The following is a 13,878-nucleotide window of genomic DNA, read 5'->3' as shown; positions in this document are numbered from 1 at the left end:
GATAGCAGCAATAATTTCACGGATAAAATGATTCAAACGATTTTCGACACACCTTGACAGGCAGGGCTGCGCTAAATCTTCTCAAACAAATATAGCTTCGCATTCTCCGGCCGACCTAACTTCGGTCCCTTGAATCCTCTTCGGATCAGTTCTTTTCTCATAAACATCATAAGTCCACCATGACTGACCACCAGCGCATTTTCTTCGCTTTCCTCTAATATGCGGTCAACTATATTGGCGATTCGTTTCTCCACATCTGTTCTGCGCTCGAGCTGTGATTTGTGGTTAAAAAACCAAGCTGTTCGAATACATAGTGGATAAAGAATCATTGGAATCTTGATATCTCTTTTGAAAAATGGATACACTGGAATTTCACGAAGCTCATCTGTTTTGATTAACTCGCCATCATATATTTTTTCTGCAGTAAATTCTGCTCGCCTTACCGTGCTAGAATAGCATTTTTGCCAAGTGATTCCGCCGAGATCCACATCCGTTTCTTCCACATCTGACGCTTCATACTCTTTCATCCATTGATCAAATTCAGACGGTGTGATCCATTTTTCAGTCGGGTAGCCTCGAGTTACTTTAAAATGACGTACCAGTCCAATCTTCATCGTTTATCACTTCTTCCCCACGTTATGTATTTATCCTCGTTTTCTGCTATCTCTTTTAATGCTTTAGCTCGTCTCACTAAAAATTTCGTCATGTATTTTTCTAAAAAGAGCCAATCTGCTAATCTGCCAATCACGCCAAACGGTGACGTGTAGTGGAAGTGGTCCACCATCACCGTTCCGCCCTCTTTCTGTTCAAAGGTGTGCGTATGAACGAATGAGTGAAAAGCGCCTTTTACCATCACGTCTACGAACATACGTGGACGATCCATCTTAATGATCTTTGCTGTAAGTCTTTGTTTCACACCAAGATGCACAGCCTCCCATGTAACAGAATCTCCTTTTTCCATTAGACCTGTCGTTACACCGCCCACCGCTCTTTCTTTCGTATGTGAAGTCGTCTGTGTATGTACATCAACGTTTCGAGCGAGGTCGAAACACAGTTCTGGTGAAGCTTTTATGAATTCATGATGTTCGATAATGGGCATAAAAAAACTCTCTTTCATAAAATTTTATTTGATAACCTTATAAAGCGTTAATTGAGAAGTTTCTTTTTCTATGAGTTGCTGATCAAAAGTAAAACTAAAACCAATAAAATAGGGCTTAAAATAAAGTGATTTTTTGCTAGAAAACTCTATCTTTATTCCAGCCGTATATGTAAGCTCCTCAGGGTGTGATTTTAAAGCACGTTGATATAAGGAAACACTCTCAACCTTCTCCCAGACCAAGACATGTGAAATGGGTTCCTGAAACATGCCTGAATTAAAAGCTCTTTTGTCATATGGGAGCTGGCCTGGTGATATAGATTCCTCAATTGATACTTGGTAATATTCATCATGGTTGATTTCACATTCCTGGCTTTTTAATAAAATAAATCCCTTTTCCATACTCAAAACCACTGTTTCAAAGATCTCGTACGTGTTTTCCTTTAAATTGTAATTAAGTGTATGACTATAAATGGCCTGAAGCTCTGTTTTGATGATTTTTCTTAGTACATCCAGTTCTTCCATTGTGAGAGAATAATCCATAAACATACACCACTTCCACATGTGAAAATAAAAAACACCCATTAAAAATGGATGCCTTTCTTATTCTAATTAACTATTCCACGCATAAAAAGAAATTCCTTCACTCACATGATCCTTAAAAAAAGAGATCAAGTCTGGCATTGTAAAATACCTTCTATAATCTTCGTTCATCCCGAAGACGTCTTTTACATAAACAATTCCGAGCTGCTCTTTTTTATCAAAAAGAATTAAACCGTAGCCGTCCCTCATCGTAAAGATGACCGGACACCCAAGGTTCAAACTGTAAGTGAATTGTTCCCGGCTATCAACTGGTATTAATGACTCCTGTGTATAAAGCGGCCCTAAAAACCACTGCTTCACTTTGTCTTTTATACCCATGTCATTCACCCCGCTTATACAATCATATGCGGGCGCTTCAGAAAGTTACTGACTTTAAACAATTGTTTAATTTCACAGCCTTTTTTCCAAAATTATTTTATGCAAACCTTCTTTATTCGTATACGTTTCAATCACATCAAAACCATTTTTAATATTTAAAAGTAACATGCCACGCCACTTGTTCATCGTTTTTGTTTGCACAGCAGAATAACCCTTTTCCTTTAGATACATATGCTGCAGATGCATTAACTTTGACGCGACTCCATATCCTCTATAATTAGAATCCACTCCTCCTAGCCAGCTGTAATAGTTGTTTTGATTTAGCTCATATCCAATTTTATAACCGATTACAAGGTCATCATGCTGTGCAACTACAATGGTTAACTGAGGTTTAGACTTCATTTTGGAAAGAAAATCGCTTGAATTCCCAAATATTTTATAATGCAGATCAAATATTCCTTTTAAGATATCATCTTGAGGCAATGACTCATGAAGTGAGTATCCAATCTTCAAGTTGATTCCTCCTCTATTTAGGCATTATAAAAAAACAGGGTGCTATCTCTGATAACCCCTACTCTAACAAAAAACTGACCAATATGAGCATATATTGGCCAGTCCCCTTACTCTATTAACTTACTAAACGCTTCGTTTCTTCAAACTCTTCTTGAATGACTGCACTTGGTGCTTTCGTCATAAGGCTAACCACTACAATGGTTAGTGTACATGCAATGAAACCTGGGATGATTTCATATACATCTGCAAATCTCGGGATCAGCTCCCAAACGATAACTGTTACAGCTCCCACTACGATACCAGCGAACGCTGCCCACTTTGTCATGCGTTTCCAATACAGACTAAGCAGTACGACCGGTCCAAACGCTGCACCAAATCCAGCCCATGCATAGCCTACTAGATTTAGAATCGTTTCACTCGGGTTAAGTGCCATCACAAAAGCGATTACAGCAACCGCCAAGACAGCTAATCGCCCAACCAACACGAGCTCCTTATCAGAAGCGGAGCGTTTTACGAATGCTTTATAAAAGTCTTCTGTCAGCGCACTTGATGTTACAAGCAACTGAGAAGAAATCGTACTCATAACAGCGGCTAAAATGGCAGCTAACAAGAAGCCTGTAATAATCGGATGGAACAATACTTCAGATAACAAGATAAATACCGTTTCAGCTTTTGCTTCCCCTAGAGGAGCACCCGCTTGGTTGAAATAAGCTATCCCCACAAGACCTGTAAACATCGCTCCAACGATAGAGAAAATCATCCAACCCATTCCGATTCGTCTTGCGCTCTTCATTTCTTTTACAGACGAGATCGCCATAAAACGAACGATGATATGGGGTTGGCCAAAGTAACCTAATCCCCATGCGAGCAGGGAGATGATGCCGATTAAGCTTGTCCCTGTGAATGCATCAAGCAGAGTCGGGCTGATGCTTTCAATCTCGTTAAAAGATGCATCCCAGCCTCCAACCTTTAAGATCGCTACGAGCGGAACTAAAATTAACGCAACAAACATGATGGCTCCTTGTACGAAATCCGTGTAGCTTACAGCTAAGAAACCGCCGAATAATGTATAAATAATAACTACTCCAGCTGTAAGCAAGATTCCCCACATGTAGTTAAGACCAAATGCTGTTTCAAAAAGCTGTCCGCCAGCTACCATACCTGACGACGAATAAAAGGTAAAAAAGATCACGATTACTAAAGCAGATGTAATTCTTAGTATGCGAGATGTGTCCTTAAAACGATTTTCGAAATAATCGGGAATCGTTATGGAATTGTTCGACACTTCTGTATACGTTCTGAGTCGAGGTGCGACGAATAGCCAGTTTAAATATGCACCTGCACACAAGCCAATTACAATCCATCCTGCACTCAAACCTGACACGTACATCGCACCAGGTAGACCCATCAACAGCCATCCGCTCATATCTGATGCACCTGCACTAAGTGCGGTAACGGCCGGACCAAGATTTCTTCCGCCGAGCATATAATCAGTGAGGTTGTCGGTCTTGCGATACGCATAGAGTCCGATCAGCACCATGCCAATCATATAAAGACTAATTGAAAAAATTACACCAAAATCCATATTCAGTTTTCCTCCTGTCTCATCTCGTTGTAAAACGCTTTCAATTTTTAAAAAATTAAAAAAAGGAACATTTTTATTATAAATACATTTTTCGACAAAAGGAATAGATTTTTTTTGGAAGACGTCTAGATTGGAGCTTCATAAGATGTCTAAACCAGTGGGTTGGATGCAAAAGGAACCATCAATCCACAAGTTTTGGTGATGAATCCAAAAGTTTTTAAGCTTAATCCACAAATTTGGGTGCTGAATCCAGAAGTTTTGACTGTTTATCCACGAGTCTGCAATACTCGACAAATTCGCGGAGCGCTCGCATTCTTATCGCCACTGCTATCCCCTCTCCTTCACACAACAAAAAAACTGGTACCCATTCTTAAGACGTTTGGGCGCCAGTTTTACTTATGTTATAGTTTTTTGCGTCTTAAACGCTTGACCTTAACAAATTGATTTGTAAACTGATCCAATTCTTCGTCCCGGTAGATGTAGAAGAATCGATGGTGATGGCCATCTTTCATTTCGGTCAGATCACACTTCATGTAGTCATCCAGTTCTTGACGCGTCAGTTCGACCGTATACATTTTGCCGTGACTTGGAATATCCAATTGGATCTCGTTTAAAAAATGGAGTTCTTTAAATAAATAAATAGAAGTATCAAGGAGAAATTCACAGATTAAGTCTTCTGTTCCAAAGTAGTGTTGAAAATGTTCGCGTGTAAACGCAATATGAGGTACGTTACGTTTGTAGGTAGAATAGTCGCCGTAAAAAACCAGCTTTGCCCGTTGGCTTTGAAGTTCATAATGCTTAACAAGACCGTGACCTTTCATTTTAGACACAGCTGTCCGGAAACGATAAGTATCGCGGGCAGCCAGCTGTTCGGCCTTATTTTGTGGATGTGATGCTTTCGGTGCATGCTGAGTCTGACAGCTGTCTTCTACTAGGTGTCCAATTTTAAAAGTATTCTTCAGAAAAACGATCGAGAATGATTTCCTTCTCATAGTATGCGCCTCCAGCTTTCGCTTTTTTGCCTGTTTTTAGTATACGACTAAATACAAGAAAACCCAAGAGGGGAACTTCCGACAAATTTCTATCTGTTTTCCATTTCCCTCTTTGAACGCTCTTCTTTTGTATAAATAACCTGCATCGGATTGCCGCCAACGAAAGAACCTTCTGGGACATTTTTGTGGACGAGTGTTCCGGCCGATACGATCGCACCATCACCGATCGTAACTCCTGGGAGAATCGTTGAATTCGCACCGATCATCACTTCATCACCCACAATCACATCACCAAGGCGGTATTCTTTTATTAAATATTCATGAGCTAAAATGGTTGTGTTGTAGCCGATCACACAGTTCTTCCCTACCGTAATTCGTTCAGGGAACATGATATCCGGCATGACCATGAGTGCAAAAGCCGTTCCTTCACCGACTTTCATCTTCAAGAAAGTACGGTACAGCCAATTCTTAACCGGCAAAAATGGCGTATAACGAGCGACTTGAATGGCAATGAAATTTTTCACAACTTTCCAGAACGGAACCGTATCATACACTTGGTACAACGAGTTCCTTCCTTTGACCGGATAACGCTCTGTATTACGCAATTATCTCTCTCCTAAAACATCCAGCAAATCCGTCATCTCATTTAGCATGAAATCAGGATTAAACTGCTGCAAATAATCATTTCCGCGAATGGTCCAAGCCACACCAGCTGTTTGTGTTCCTGCATTCTGTCCAGCTAAGATATCATACTTGCTGTCACCGACCATGATGGCACGTTCTGGAGTTGAATCCAGCAAGGCAAGGGCTTTTTGAATCGGCTCTGGATCTGGCTTCGCTTTTTCAACATCATCAAGCGTAACAACCGTTTGAAAAAATTTGTCAAGTCCAACAAGTTTTAGGCCCATCTTGACAGTGTTTCTCATTTTAGTCGTTACAATGCCCAGTTTATAGCCCTTTTTATACAATTCTTCTACCGTTTCAAAAACTCCTTTAAACTCTGTTACAAGTTCATCATGATGAGAGATATTATGTTCACGGTACGTTTGGACTAAATCTTGAACTTTTTCCTTATCGAACTGCTCCATCGTTTCAACAAGCGGCATTCCCATTAACGGAAGGATATGCTCGCGGTTGTATTGCTCTGGAAAATGTTTATCCAGTGTAAATAGAAAAGAAGCGATGATCAGTTCATTCGTGTTGATCAATGTTCCGTCTAAATCAAATAGTATGGTGTCGCGTTTCATGTTGTAATTCCTCTCTAGTTAAACTATTTTTCCGCTCCATCCTGTTCCAGAAATAAGCGACGACAACCGTAAGTACGATTGCGGTTACGACTCTAATAATCAAGAGCGGAAGCACCGGAATGCCGAGCGGAACAAAAACGAGCGTATCTTCTACAACTGCATGACAGCTTACTAGAAAAATAAAAGCAAGATACAGATCTTTCTTCGATACGCCGTCTTCTTTTGCTGCCTGCATCATAACACCTGCCCCATAAGCAAGACCGATCGTAAGTCCAGCAGCCATCGTCATGGACGTGTTTTCTTTCATTCCTAAAAGTTTCATAGCGGGAGCCATCCAGTTTGAAAACTTGTTAAGCCAGCCTTTGTCCTTCATATATTGCATGATAATCATGAGCGGTATCACGATAAGTGCCAGCTGCAGGATGCCAAGTGATGCTTTTTCGAGTGCAGTGAGTGTAATTTCTCCCCATCCGTTTGGTGCAGCTTCAGGCTTAGAAATAAAACCGTATTGTGCTTTTTCCGTTCCGCCATCCCATAATAGGTTGATCATAAAAGCTGAGAATAGCGCTAACCCTATACGCACAAGCAAAATCACCCAAAGCTTGATCCCAACGCTTGCCGCAACACCTGATTCTATAAACAGATTATGTGAAAACGAAAGCATAACAGCGAGGATAAATACATCCTGAACCGTTAACGAATCAAGTGTTAAAATACCGCCTATTCCGGCATAAAGGTTAAGGAAGTTACCAAGTACAAGCGGAATCGCCGCTTCACCCGGTAAACCGATCCATTTCATGGCTGGTGAAAGAACGGCGATCAGCCAATCCAATACAGGCGTATGGCTGAGCAACGTGATGATTAAAGTTACAGGAAAGATGATCTTTCCTAGCGTCCAAGTGGTTTTCAAGCCTGCAAGTGTGCCTTTTTTTAACGTTTCCACTTTTCATTCGCCTCCTTAACTTTCTAAATAACGTTTTTTAGCTAAGCCTACTTTTCTTCTATAGATCCAAATGATGACTGCCGCAGCAATCCACACTAAACTTACAACTTGAGCAATGCGAAGCGAAGTTCCCCATACAATCAAACTGTCCGTTCGCAATCCTTCTACAAAGAAACGGCCGATCGAATACCAGATGATATACGTTAAGAATAGCTCTCCTCGATGAAGATTTACTCTTCGCAAATAAAGAAGAACAATGACTCCGAGGAAACTCCAAAGTGATTCATAAAGAAACGTTGGATGATAATACGTACCATCAATGTACATTTGATTGATGATAAAGTCCGGAAGCATGAGTGACTCCAGAAAACTTCTCGTAACCTCACCGCCATGAGCTTCTTGATTCATAAAGTTGCCCCAGCGCCCGATCGCCTGACCGAGCAAGATGCTAGGTGCCGCAATATCTACGAGTTTCCAAAAAGAGATCCCTCTTTTTTTCGCGAAAATGAGTGCCGTTAAAAATGATCCAATAAGCGCACCATGGATTGCGATTCCGCCTTCCCAAACAGCAAGAATCTTACTAGGATTATCTTTATAAAAGTCCCATTCGAACGCCACATAATAAAGTCTCGCACATAAAATCGCAACAGGTACGGCAATCATAACAACATCAACAAAAGTATCTTTCGCAAGCCCGCGTCGTTCTGATTCTCTTACAGCGAGCCAAAGACCAAGCATAGCGCCAAAACCAATAATAAGTCCGTACCAATAAATCGTGATCGGCCCTAGCTCGAGCGCAACACGATTTAAAGGCTGAATCGTTTCTTCCACATTCTCCACTTCCTTCTAGTTTCTATAGATCGTCGTCATCTCCAGCTTCAATTACATCCGTCAAACGATCTGAAAATTGCTGTGCAGCGTTCATTCCCATTCTTTTTAAACGGAAATTCATCGCAGCTACTTCAATAATGACGGCTAAGTTTCGTCCAGGACGAACAGGGATCGTCAAAATCGGAATCTCTGTATCAATGATCTTTGTTGTCTCTTCTTCCAATCCTAGTCGGTCATACACTTTTTTAGAATCCCAAGCTTCAAGATTCATAACGATTGCGATCTTTTTGTAATTGCGGATCGCTCCTGCCCCAAAAAGTGTCATGACGTTGATGATGCCAAGACCGCGGATCTCGAGCAGATGCTGGATGAGTTCAGGCGCGCTTCCGATCAGCGTATCTTCGTCTTCTTGTCTGATTTCAACAGAATCATCTGCAACGAGTCTGTGGCCGCGCTTTACAAGTTCAAGCGCAGTTTCACTCTTACCAACTCCTGAGTTTCCTGTAATCAAAACACCGATACCGTAAATATCTACGAGTACGCCATGCTTGGCAGTCGTAGGGGCTAAACGGCTCTCCAAATAATTCGTGATACGGCTAGAAAGACGTGTCGTCGTTACTGGTGAACGCATGATCGGCACACCGCTTTTGTGAGAAGCTTTTAGCAGCTCTTTAGGAACTTCAATATCGCGTGAAACGATAATTCCAGGTGTTTCATCCGTACAAAGCGCCGTTAACCGCTCCATACGCGTTTCAGGATCAAGCTCCGAAATAAACGATAACTCTGTTTTACCTAGTAATTGAAGACGCTCTCCCGGATAAAAAGTAAAATACCCAGCCATCTCAAGACCTGGCCGTGAGATATCGCTCGTTCGAATCGTGCGGTGAATGCCTTCTTCACCACTAACGAGCTCCAATTGAAATTTTTTAATTAATTCATGAATATGTACCTTCGCCATAGGGTCCTCCTCGACATTTTCCAATGATTCTATTGTATCACTTCACCCATAGATTAACCAAAGAGTACATCCGGTTATTTCTTACTCTTTGTCCATGCGTATACATCTACTGGTATCGTGTTAAATGTCGTTTCTTTATGAAGGGTCATACCTAGTTTGGACGCGACTGAGATGGATTTTTTGTTGTTTCGCTGAATCAGGCAGATGAGTCGTGTGATTCCAAGTTCGTTAATTGCGTAATTTTTGAAGAATGCTGCAGCTTCTGTTGCGTAGCCGTGACCCCAATATTTCGTAGCGAACCAATAGCCGATTTCGTATTCTTTTTTGCCATCAACCGTTTGTTGAACCACTCCAGCGTGACCGATTGGAACCTTGAATTCTTTATGAACGATCAGATATAAGCCTCTTCCCTCCCTGTAACCAGGCAGAAGCCATTCTTGGAAACTTTTTTGTGCTTTTTCTTGCGACCGGGTTACACCTTTGCCGATATACTGGATGACGTTAGGATCAGACCATAACGAGGCGAAAAACGGAAAATCCTCATTAGTGTACCGCTTGAATTGCAGACGTTCTGTTTCCATTTTAATGAGCCCCTTTAAAAACAAGGACCGTTTGAAAAGTACAAACGGTCTTGGTTTTGTTGTTTATTTCTTTATAATTATTGAAATCTTATCATGAACTGCTAGCTTTTGACTTGGCTTTGTTAAACGATTGTTTAAAAGAATAGTGCCGCTTTTAATTCTCTGTGCGATTTCTGTACGGCTCCATCCTTCAATATGGTCGGCAAGCGTACGGTCTAAACGGAAGCTTCCATCAGCTCCTGTAATGTTAATTTCATAAGATTCGTGATCTGAAAGAGAAAGAGATATCTTTTCACCTTCCGCTATTGGCTTAAACTCAGAAGGAACAAGTGTCGCAGGATCCACATGATTGGTAAACGATTTATAAATATCGAGCTTTTTGTTCCACGAATGATTCTTCAGACACTTATAAATTGCAAACTGATAAATGTTTTTACCATTTGCGTTATGTCTTCGTATTGTTGTATCCGTAAAAATCGTGACCTTTCCACACATCTTGCATTGTTTTTTCACTGTGTCGGCTTTTTGATTTTTAATAAGTAATAAAGAGTATTGTTGAGTTTGCATATACATTCACCTCGTAATAGTAGCGAGGGAATACAACTTCTATTTGAAAGTCTTGCAGAACGCAAAAAAGCCCCCCTATAACTAGGAGGACTTGGAACGCATCGTTAAAAAACGCAACGGACTGCAGTTCGCTGTATTTCCTCTGTAATGGGATGTAGACAGACTTCTCCCGTGGTCAAAAACATGTTGTTTTTTAACGGCTGAGAAGCAATCCAGTTGTTTTCCATTACAGATTAAATGTTGGCATACAGGTCACTGAAGTTCCTTTCTTTCAAACAGATTAAAGTTATTTTACCACATATTAACTAATATGGATATAAAAATACCTCCCGCTTTTGGCGAGAGGTATTGATGGTTATTTGTAGATCACTACAGATCCTACAGACTTGTCTTTTGCTTGTCCGTTAACACGAACTTTCAAGCCGTAGTTCGTAACGTTACGTCCAGCGTCAGGCATATACGTGTTCATATACGACTTGCTGTCATCAAATAGAGAAACTGCTGGCTGACTTGCAAAGGATAAAGTTTGGGTAGGATAGATTAAATCTAATCCTGATGTTGGATTTAAACCAAATGCAGCATCAGCGATATGATAGCGGGTGCTCGCTTGAACTGGTTCTTTATCAAAAATATTCCATTGTAAATCTGTATTTACATGAGCATCTACTACACCAAGCATACCATCTCCTGGATGAAGGCCCGTCCAGTTATCTGTGTATGTCGGATCAACATACCAAACTACTAAACCACCATCATAGCTCATCAAAGATTGACCCCGGCGAATGTTTTTTAGTCCCTCGTCTACACCAGCATGGTTTCTCCACTCAAGTAAGTAGTAGTGATCAGTGTATTTGTTACCATCGTTCTTTGTAAAACCTTTTAAGGTGAAAGGAGTAGCCTCTGCTTCTCCACCATCTTCTACTAATGTTTGGCCATCTGCAACTACTTTAATATTGTCTGCAAAGAAACCAAGCTCGCTCCATCCCCAGTCAGTTGCATAACGAAGGCGAAGTTGAATCTCTTTTCCTGCATAACTGGAAAGGTCAAATGATTGTTTTTGCCATCCATCTGACTTACCTGTGAATCCAGGCATTGAATTGATAATTGTTGGGTATCCTTGAGAAGTAACATCTGAACGAGTATTTTCATTCCCAATGGATTTCCAAGTAGAACCATTATCTTCTGAAACTTGTACAAAAGCAAAATCCCATGTCTCTTCGATTTCATACCAAGCATCAAATGTTAATGTTGCTGATGTTTTTCCTTTTAAATCAACTTTAGTTACCATGTTTGTATCAATTTCATCCTGTTGCCCGCCCCAATACTGATAAGCACCGGTAACTGGTTGAGTTATAGGTGTCTTCTTTTGCGGAAGGTTTACCTTTACAGCCTGGTTGTTTTGACCATTAGGTGAATTACTTTGATCTAATAAGAATTGTGAACCTTTAGAGGAAACCTCATCCCAATTCACATTTACTGTAGATGTCCAGTTTCCACCCATTAAAGCTTGTAAATATGACTTAGCTGCCGGTGAAAAACCTGTTGGTTCTGTTCCTGGGATTTTTCCAGCCCAAGAACCACTAGCCATTATAGACCAGTAGCCTACTGCCTCGCCAGTTCCAGAATATTGGGTATCATATTCATCCGGATAACCAAGGTCATGTCCATATTCGTGAGCAAACACTCCTGTTGCTCCATCTTCAGGCATCATTGTGTAATCATAGAAACCTGGAAGCCCTGAGCCTAAGCCGTCTGGATCATAAAATACAGCTGAGCGGTGAGACCAAATTGCATTATCCCCTAGAGAACCTCCTCCAGCTTCTTGTCCCATACCAGCGTGAATAATCATTAAGTGATCAACAAGACCGTCTGGCTCACGTAAGTTTCCATCACCATCTAAATCATGTATATCTTCCTGATCATAGTCTTGTAAAGGAATACCAGCTGCTTTAGCTGCATCCAATGCATCTTTAACCAATTGCTTAGAGCCACCAGGTGTTACATTATCATGACCACCACTAGCCTTATCAGCCCCATAAAATGCAGCAGTACCTGGAACTTGTAACCACCCATAAGCCTTTCCTTCAACAGTATAAGAGCCTCCCGATTGTTGCTCATAATATTGTTTCATCGATACTAAGTTTTCACCATTTGGTCCCTTAACTCCATTACTGCCAAAAATCATATCTTCATAGTGACCTAGATTATAATCTTTATAATAATTATCTGTTTCCCCCTCTTTAATTGTATTATGAGGAACATCAGAGTACTCTACATTTAAAACAAGTACTTTATCTTTTCTAACAGGACCTGTGTATCCTGTTTCTTTTACCGGATCTGGATTACCCTTAAGGTGACCGTTTTTCTTTCCATTTCCATTTAATAAACCATTGTTAAAATCTTTGAACTTTTGTTCCCTATCAGCTTCAGCGGCTTTTGCCTTAGCAGCAAGCGGATCATGGCCTTTAGCTTCTTCACTCTTTCCCTTAACTTCTAAGTAGTTGTGAAGTGCTGCTTCCTTTTGTTTCGCAGAAGCATCCTTTGAAATCACCCCGCGCTTAATGAGTGATTCTAGTAATTTATCTTCATTCACAATGGCTAGGTCCAAACTAGAATGCGAATGATTGTGTATCCCCTTCAACACCTCATTTAAAGCTGTTTGTGCTTGTACATCCACAGCACCCACTGAACCCGCAAACAAAGAAGATGATGCTAGTCCAAGTGATAGACTTGTAGCTAGAACCGTTTTACCCCAAACTTTTTTCCCTTTCCCCATTACGTCCCCTCCTGATTGACTAATATGAATATTCAGATTTTTAACGCTACTAAAATGTACCATATCCCCAAATATTTGAAATTGGACCAATTTACTACATAAGCTGACATAATGATAGGTATTCCTGCTTATTTTTAAGTTAAAAACATTCCTTTTTGCTCCAAACGTTTGTTCAACGACTATTCATACATGCATCTTTTGTGACATTTTTGCATTTAGACGGATTTCATGCTTCACTACCCTGCCGTAAAATTACCCACAAAAAAAACACCTCTGTTTCCAGAGATGCTATTAACTCTTTATGTTCTTTTTCGTCTTTTCTTCAAAGGCTCTAACACGAAATTGGTCAGAAACATGTTAAGCAGAGATATGATGACGGCAGCGATTAAGGCCATACCGAAGCCATCAATATTGAAGGAGTCACCCATTAATTCTGCTGTTAAGGATAACAATGCGGCATTGATAACGATTAGAAATAAGCCAAGTGAAAAAATAGTTACAGGCAAAGTTAGCAGAACTAAGATCGGTTTTAGAAAAACGTTAAACAGTGATAATAAAACGCTTGCCAATAGGGCGGCACTAATATTTTCAATGTGAAAGCCTTCAAAATAACCGGCTACCACCATTAACGCAATCGTATTAATTATTAGGGATGCCAGCCAGCTCTTCATTTACACGTAATCCTCAGGCATGACGGCCATTGCGATAAAATACGCTAAGCCAACTGGTATAACAGCTGTAAATAAAGCAAGTGCAACTGTTCCAAGCCGGACTACTGTCGGATCGAGCTCCATATATTCCGCGATACCGCCGCATACTCCTGAGATTTTAGCGTCGTTCGAACGTTTAAGTTTTTTCATGATGTACG

17 protein-coding genes are annotated in these 13,878 nt (G+C 40.6%); all 17 read right to left on the bottom strand.

The annotated features are described in order from the left end of the window. Window positions 1–71: 71 nt before the first annotated feature. Complete coding sequence (locus P8610_RS09135) at window positions 72–614, bottom strand: histidine phosphatase family protein (protein ID WP_394604111.1); 543 nt, start codon at window positions 612–614, stop codon at window positions 72–74. Continuing rightward, a complete protein-coding gene (locus P8610_RS09130) occupies window positions 611–1,099 on the bottom strand; it encodes an SRPBCC family protein (protein WP_394604110.1) in 489 nt (162 codons plus the stop codon). Before P8610_RS09130 ends, P8610_RS09135 begins: the two co-directional genes overlap by 4 nt. A 24-nt stretch (window positions 1,100–1,123) precedes the next feature. After that, complete coding sequence (locus P8610_RS09125; RefSeq protein WP_394604109.1) at window positions 1,124–1,639, bottom strand: hypothetical protein; 516 nt, start codon at window positions 1,637–1,639, stop codon at window positions 1,124–1,126. Between the two features lie 69 nt (window positions 1,640–1,708). Beyond that, complete coding sequence (locus P8610_RS09120; protein WP_394604108.1) at window positions 1,709–2,017, bottom strand: hypothetical protein; 309 nt, start codon at window positions 2,015–2,017, stop codon at window positions 1,709–1,711. A gap of 72 nt (window positions 2,018–2,089) precedes the next feature. Further along, window positions 2,090–2,530 (bottom strand): GNAT family N-acetyltransferase, encoded by a 441-nt coding sequence (locus P8610_RS09115; protein ID WP_394604107.1) that lies wholly within the window; start codon window positions 2,528–2,530, stop codon window positions 2,090–2,092. A 115-nt stretch (window positions 2,531–2,645) separates the two neighbouring features. Beyond that, on the bottom strand, window positions 2,646–4,115 hold the full coding sequence (gene putP, locus P8610_RS09110; RefSeq protein WP_394604106.1) for a sodium/proline symporter PutP: 1,470 nt from the start codon (window positions 4,113–4,115) through the stop codon (window positions 2,646–2,648). Between the two features lie 401 nt (window positions 4,116–4,516). After that, window positions 4,517–5,107, bottom strand: coding sequence for a hypothetical protein (locus tag P8610_RS09105; protein ID WP_289494496.1), 591 nt, complete (start codon window positions 5,105–5,107; stop codon window positions 4,517–4,519). Window positions 5,108–5,196: 89 nt separating this feature from the next. After that, complete coding sequence (locus P8610_RS09100) at window positions 5,197–5,712, bottom strand: acyltransferase (protein ID WP_394604105.1); 516 nt, start codon at window positions 5,710–5,712, stop codon at window positions 5,197–5,199. Continuing rightward, complete coding sequence (gene ppaX / locus P8610_RS09095; RefSeq protein ID WP_394604104.1) at window positions 5,713–6,354, bottom strand: pyrophosphatase PpaX; 642 nt, start codon at window positions 6,352–6,354, stop codon at window positions 5,713–5,715. It abuts the gene before it with no gap. Further along, window positions 6,329–7,297, bottom strand: coding sequence for a nucleoside recognition domain-containing protein (locus P8610_RS09090; protein WP_394604103.1), 969 nt, complete (start codon window positions 7,295–7,297; stop codon window positions 6,329–6,331). Before P8610_RS09090 ends, ppaX begins: the two co-directional genes overlap by 26 nt. A 15-nt stretch (window positions 7,298–7,312) precedes the next feature. Further along, complete coding sequence (gene lgt, locus P8610_RS09085) at window positions 7,313–8,128, bottom strand: prolipoprotein diacylglyceryl transferase (RefSeq protein WP_394604102.1); 816 nt, start codon at window positions 8,126–8,128, stop codon at window positions 7,313–7,315. Window positions 8,129–8,150: 22 nt separating this feature from the next. After that, the gene (gene hprK, locus P8610_RS09080) at window positions 8,151–9,086 is read right to left on the bottom strand and encodes an HPr(Ser) kinase/phosphatase (RefSeq protein WP_066245618.1); all 936 of its coding nucleotides are present in this window, start codon (window positions 9,084–9,086) and stop codon (window positions 8,151–8,153) included. A gap of 74 nt (window positions 9,087–9,160) precedes the next feature. Continuing rightward, window positions 9,161–9,667, bottom strand: a complete 507-nt coding sequence (locus P8610_RS09075) for a GNAT family N-acetyltransferase (RefSeq protein ID WP_394604101.1) — start codon at window positions 9,665–9,667, stop codon at window positions 9,161–9,163. 63 nt (window positions 9,668–9,730) lie between these two features. After that, window positions 9,731–10,234 (bottom strand): cytoplasmic protein, encoded by a 504-nt coding sequence (locus P8610_RS09070; RefSeq protein WP_394604099.1) that lies wholly within the window; start codon window positions 10,232–10,234, stop codon window positions 9,731–9,733. A gap of 355 nt (window positions 10,235–10,589) precedes the next feature. Beyond that, entirely contained in the window at window positions 10,590–13,010 is a 2,421-nt protein-coding gene (locus P8610_RS09065) for an immune inhibitor A domain-containing protein (protein ID WP_394604098.1), read from the bottom strand. Window positions 13,011–13,309: 299 nt separating this feature from the next. Continuing rightward, window positions 13,310–13,681 carry a phage holin family protein gene (locus P8610_RS09060; RefSeq protein ID WP_394604097.1) on the bottom strand — a complete coding sequence of 124 codons (372 nt, stop codon included), beginning with the start codon at window positions 13,679–13,681 and terminating at the stop codon, window positions 13,310–13,312. Then, window positions 13,682–13,870, bottom strand: a complete 189-nt coding sequence (locus P8610_RS09055; protein ID WP_394604096.1) for a PspC domain-containing protein — start codon at window positions 13,868–13,870, stop codon at window positions 13,682–13,684. Between the last annotated feature and the right edge of the window lie 8 nt (window positions 13,871–13,878).

Origin of the sequence: Fictibacillus sp. UD (assembly GCF_043558025.1) — a bacterium.
GTDB lineage: Bacteria > Bacillota > Bacilli > Bacillales > Fictibacillaceae > Fictibacillus.
Note: the sequence above shows the minus strand (reverse complement) of the source record. Positions and strands in the feature narration are given on the sequence as shown.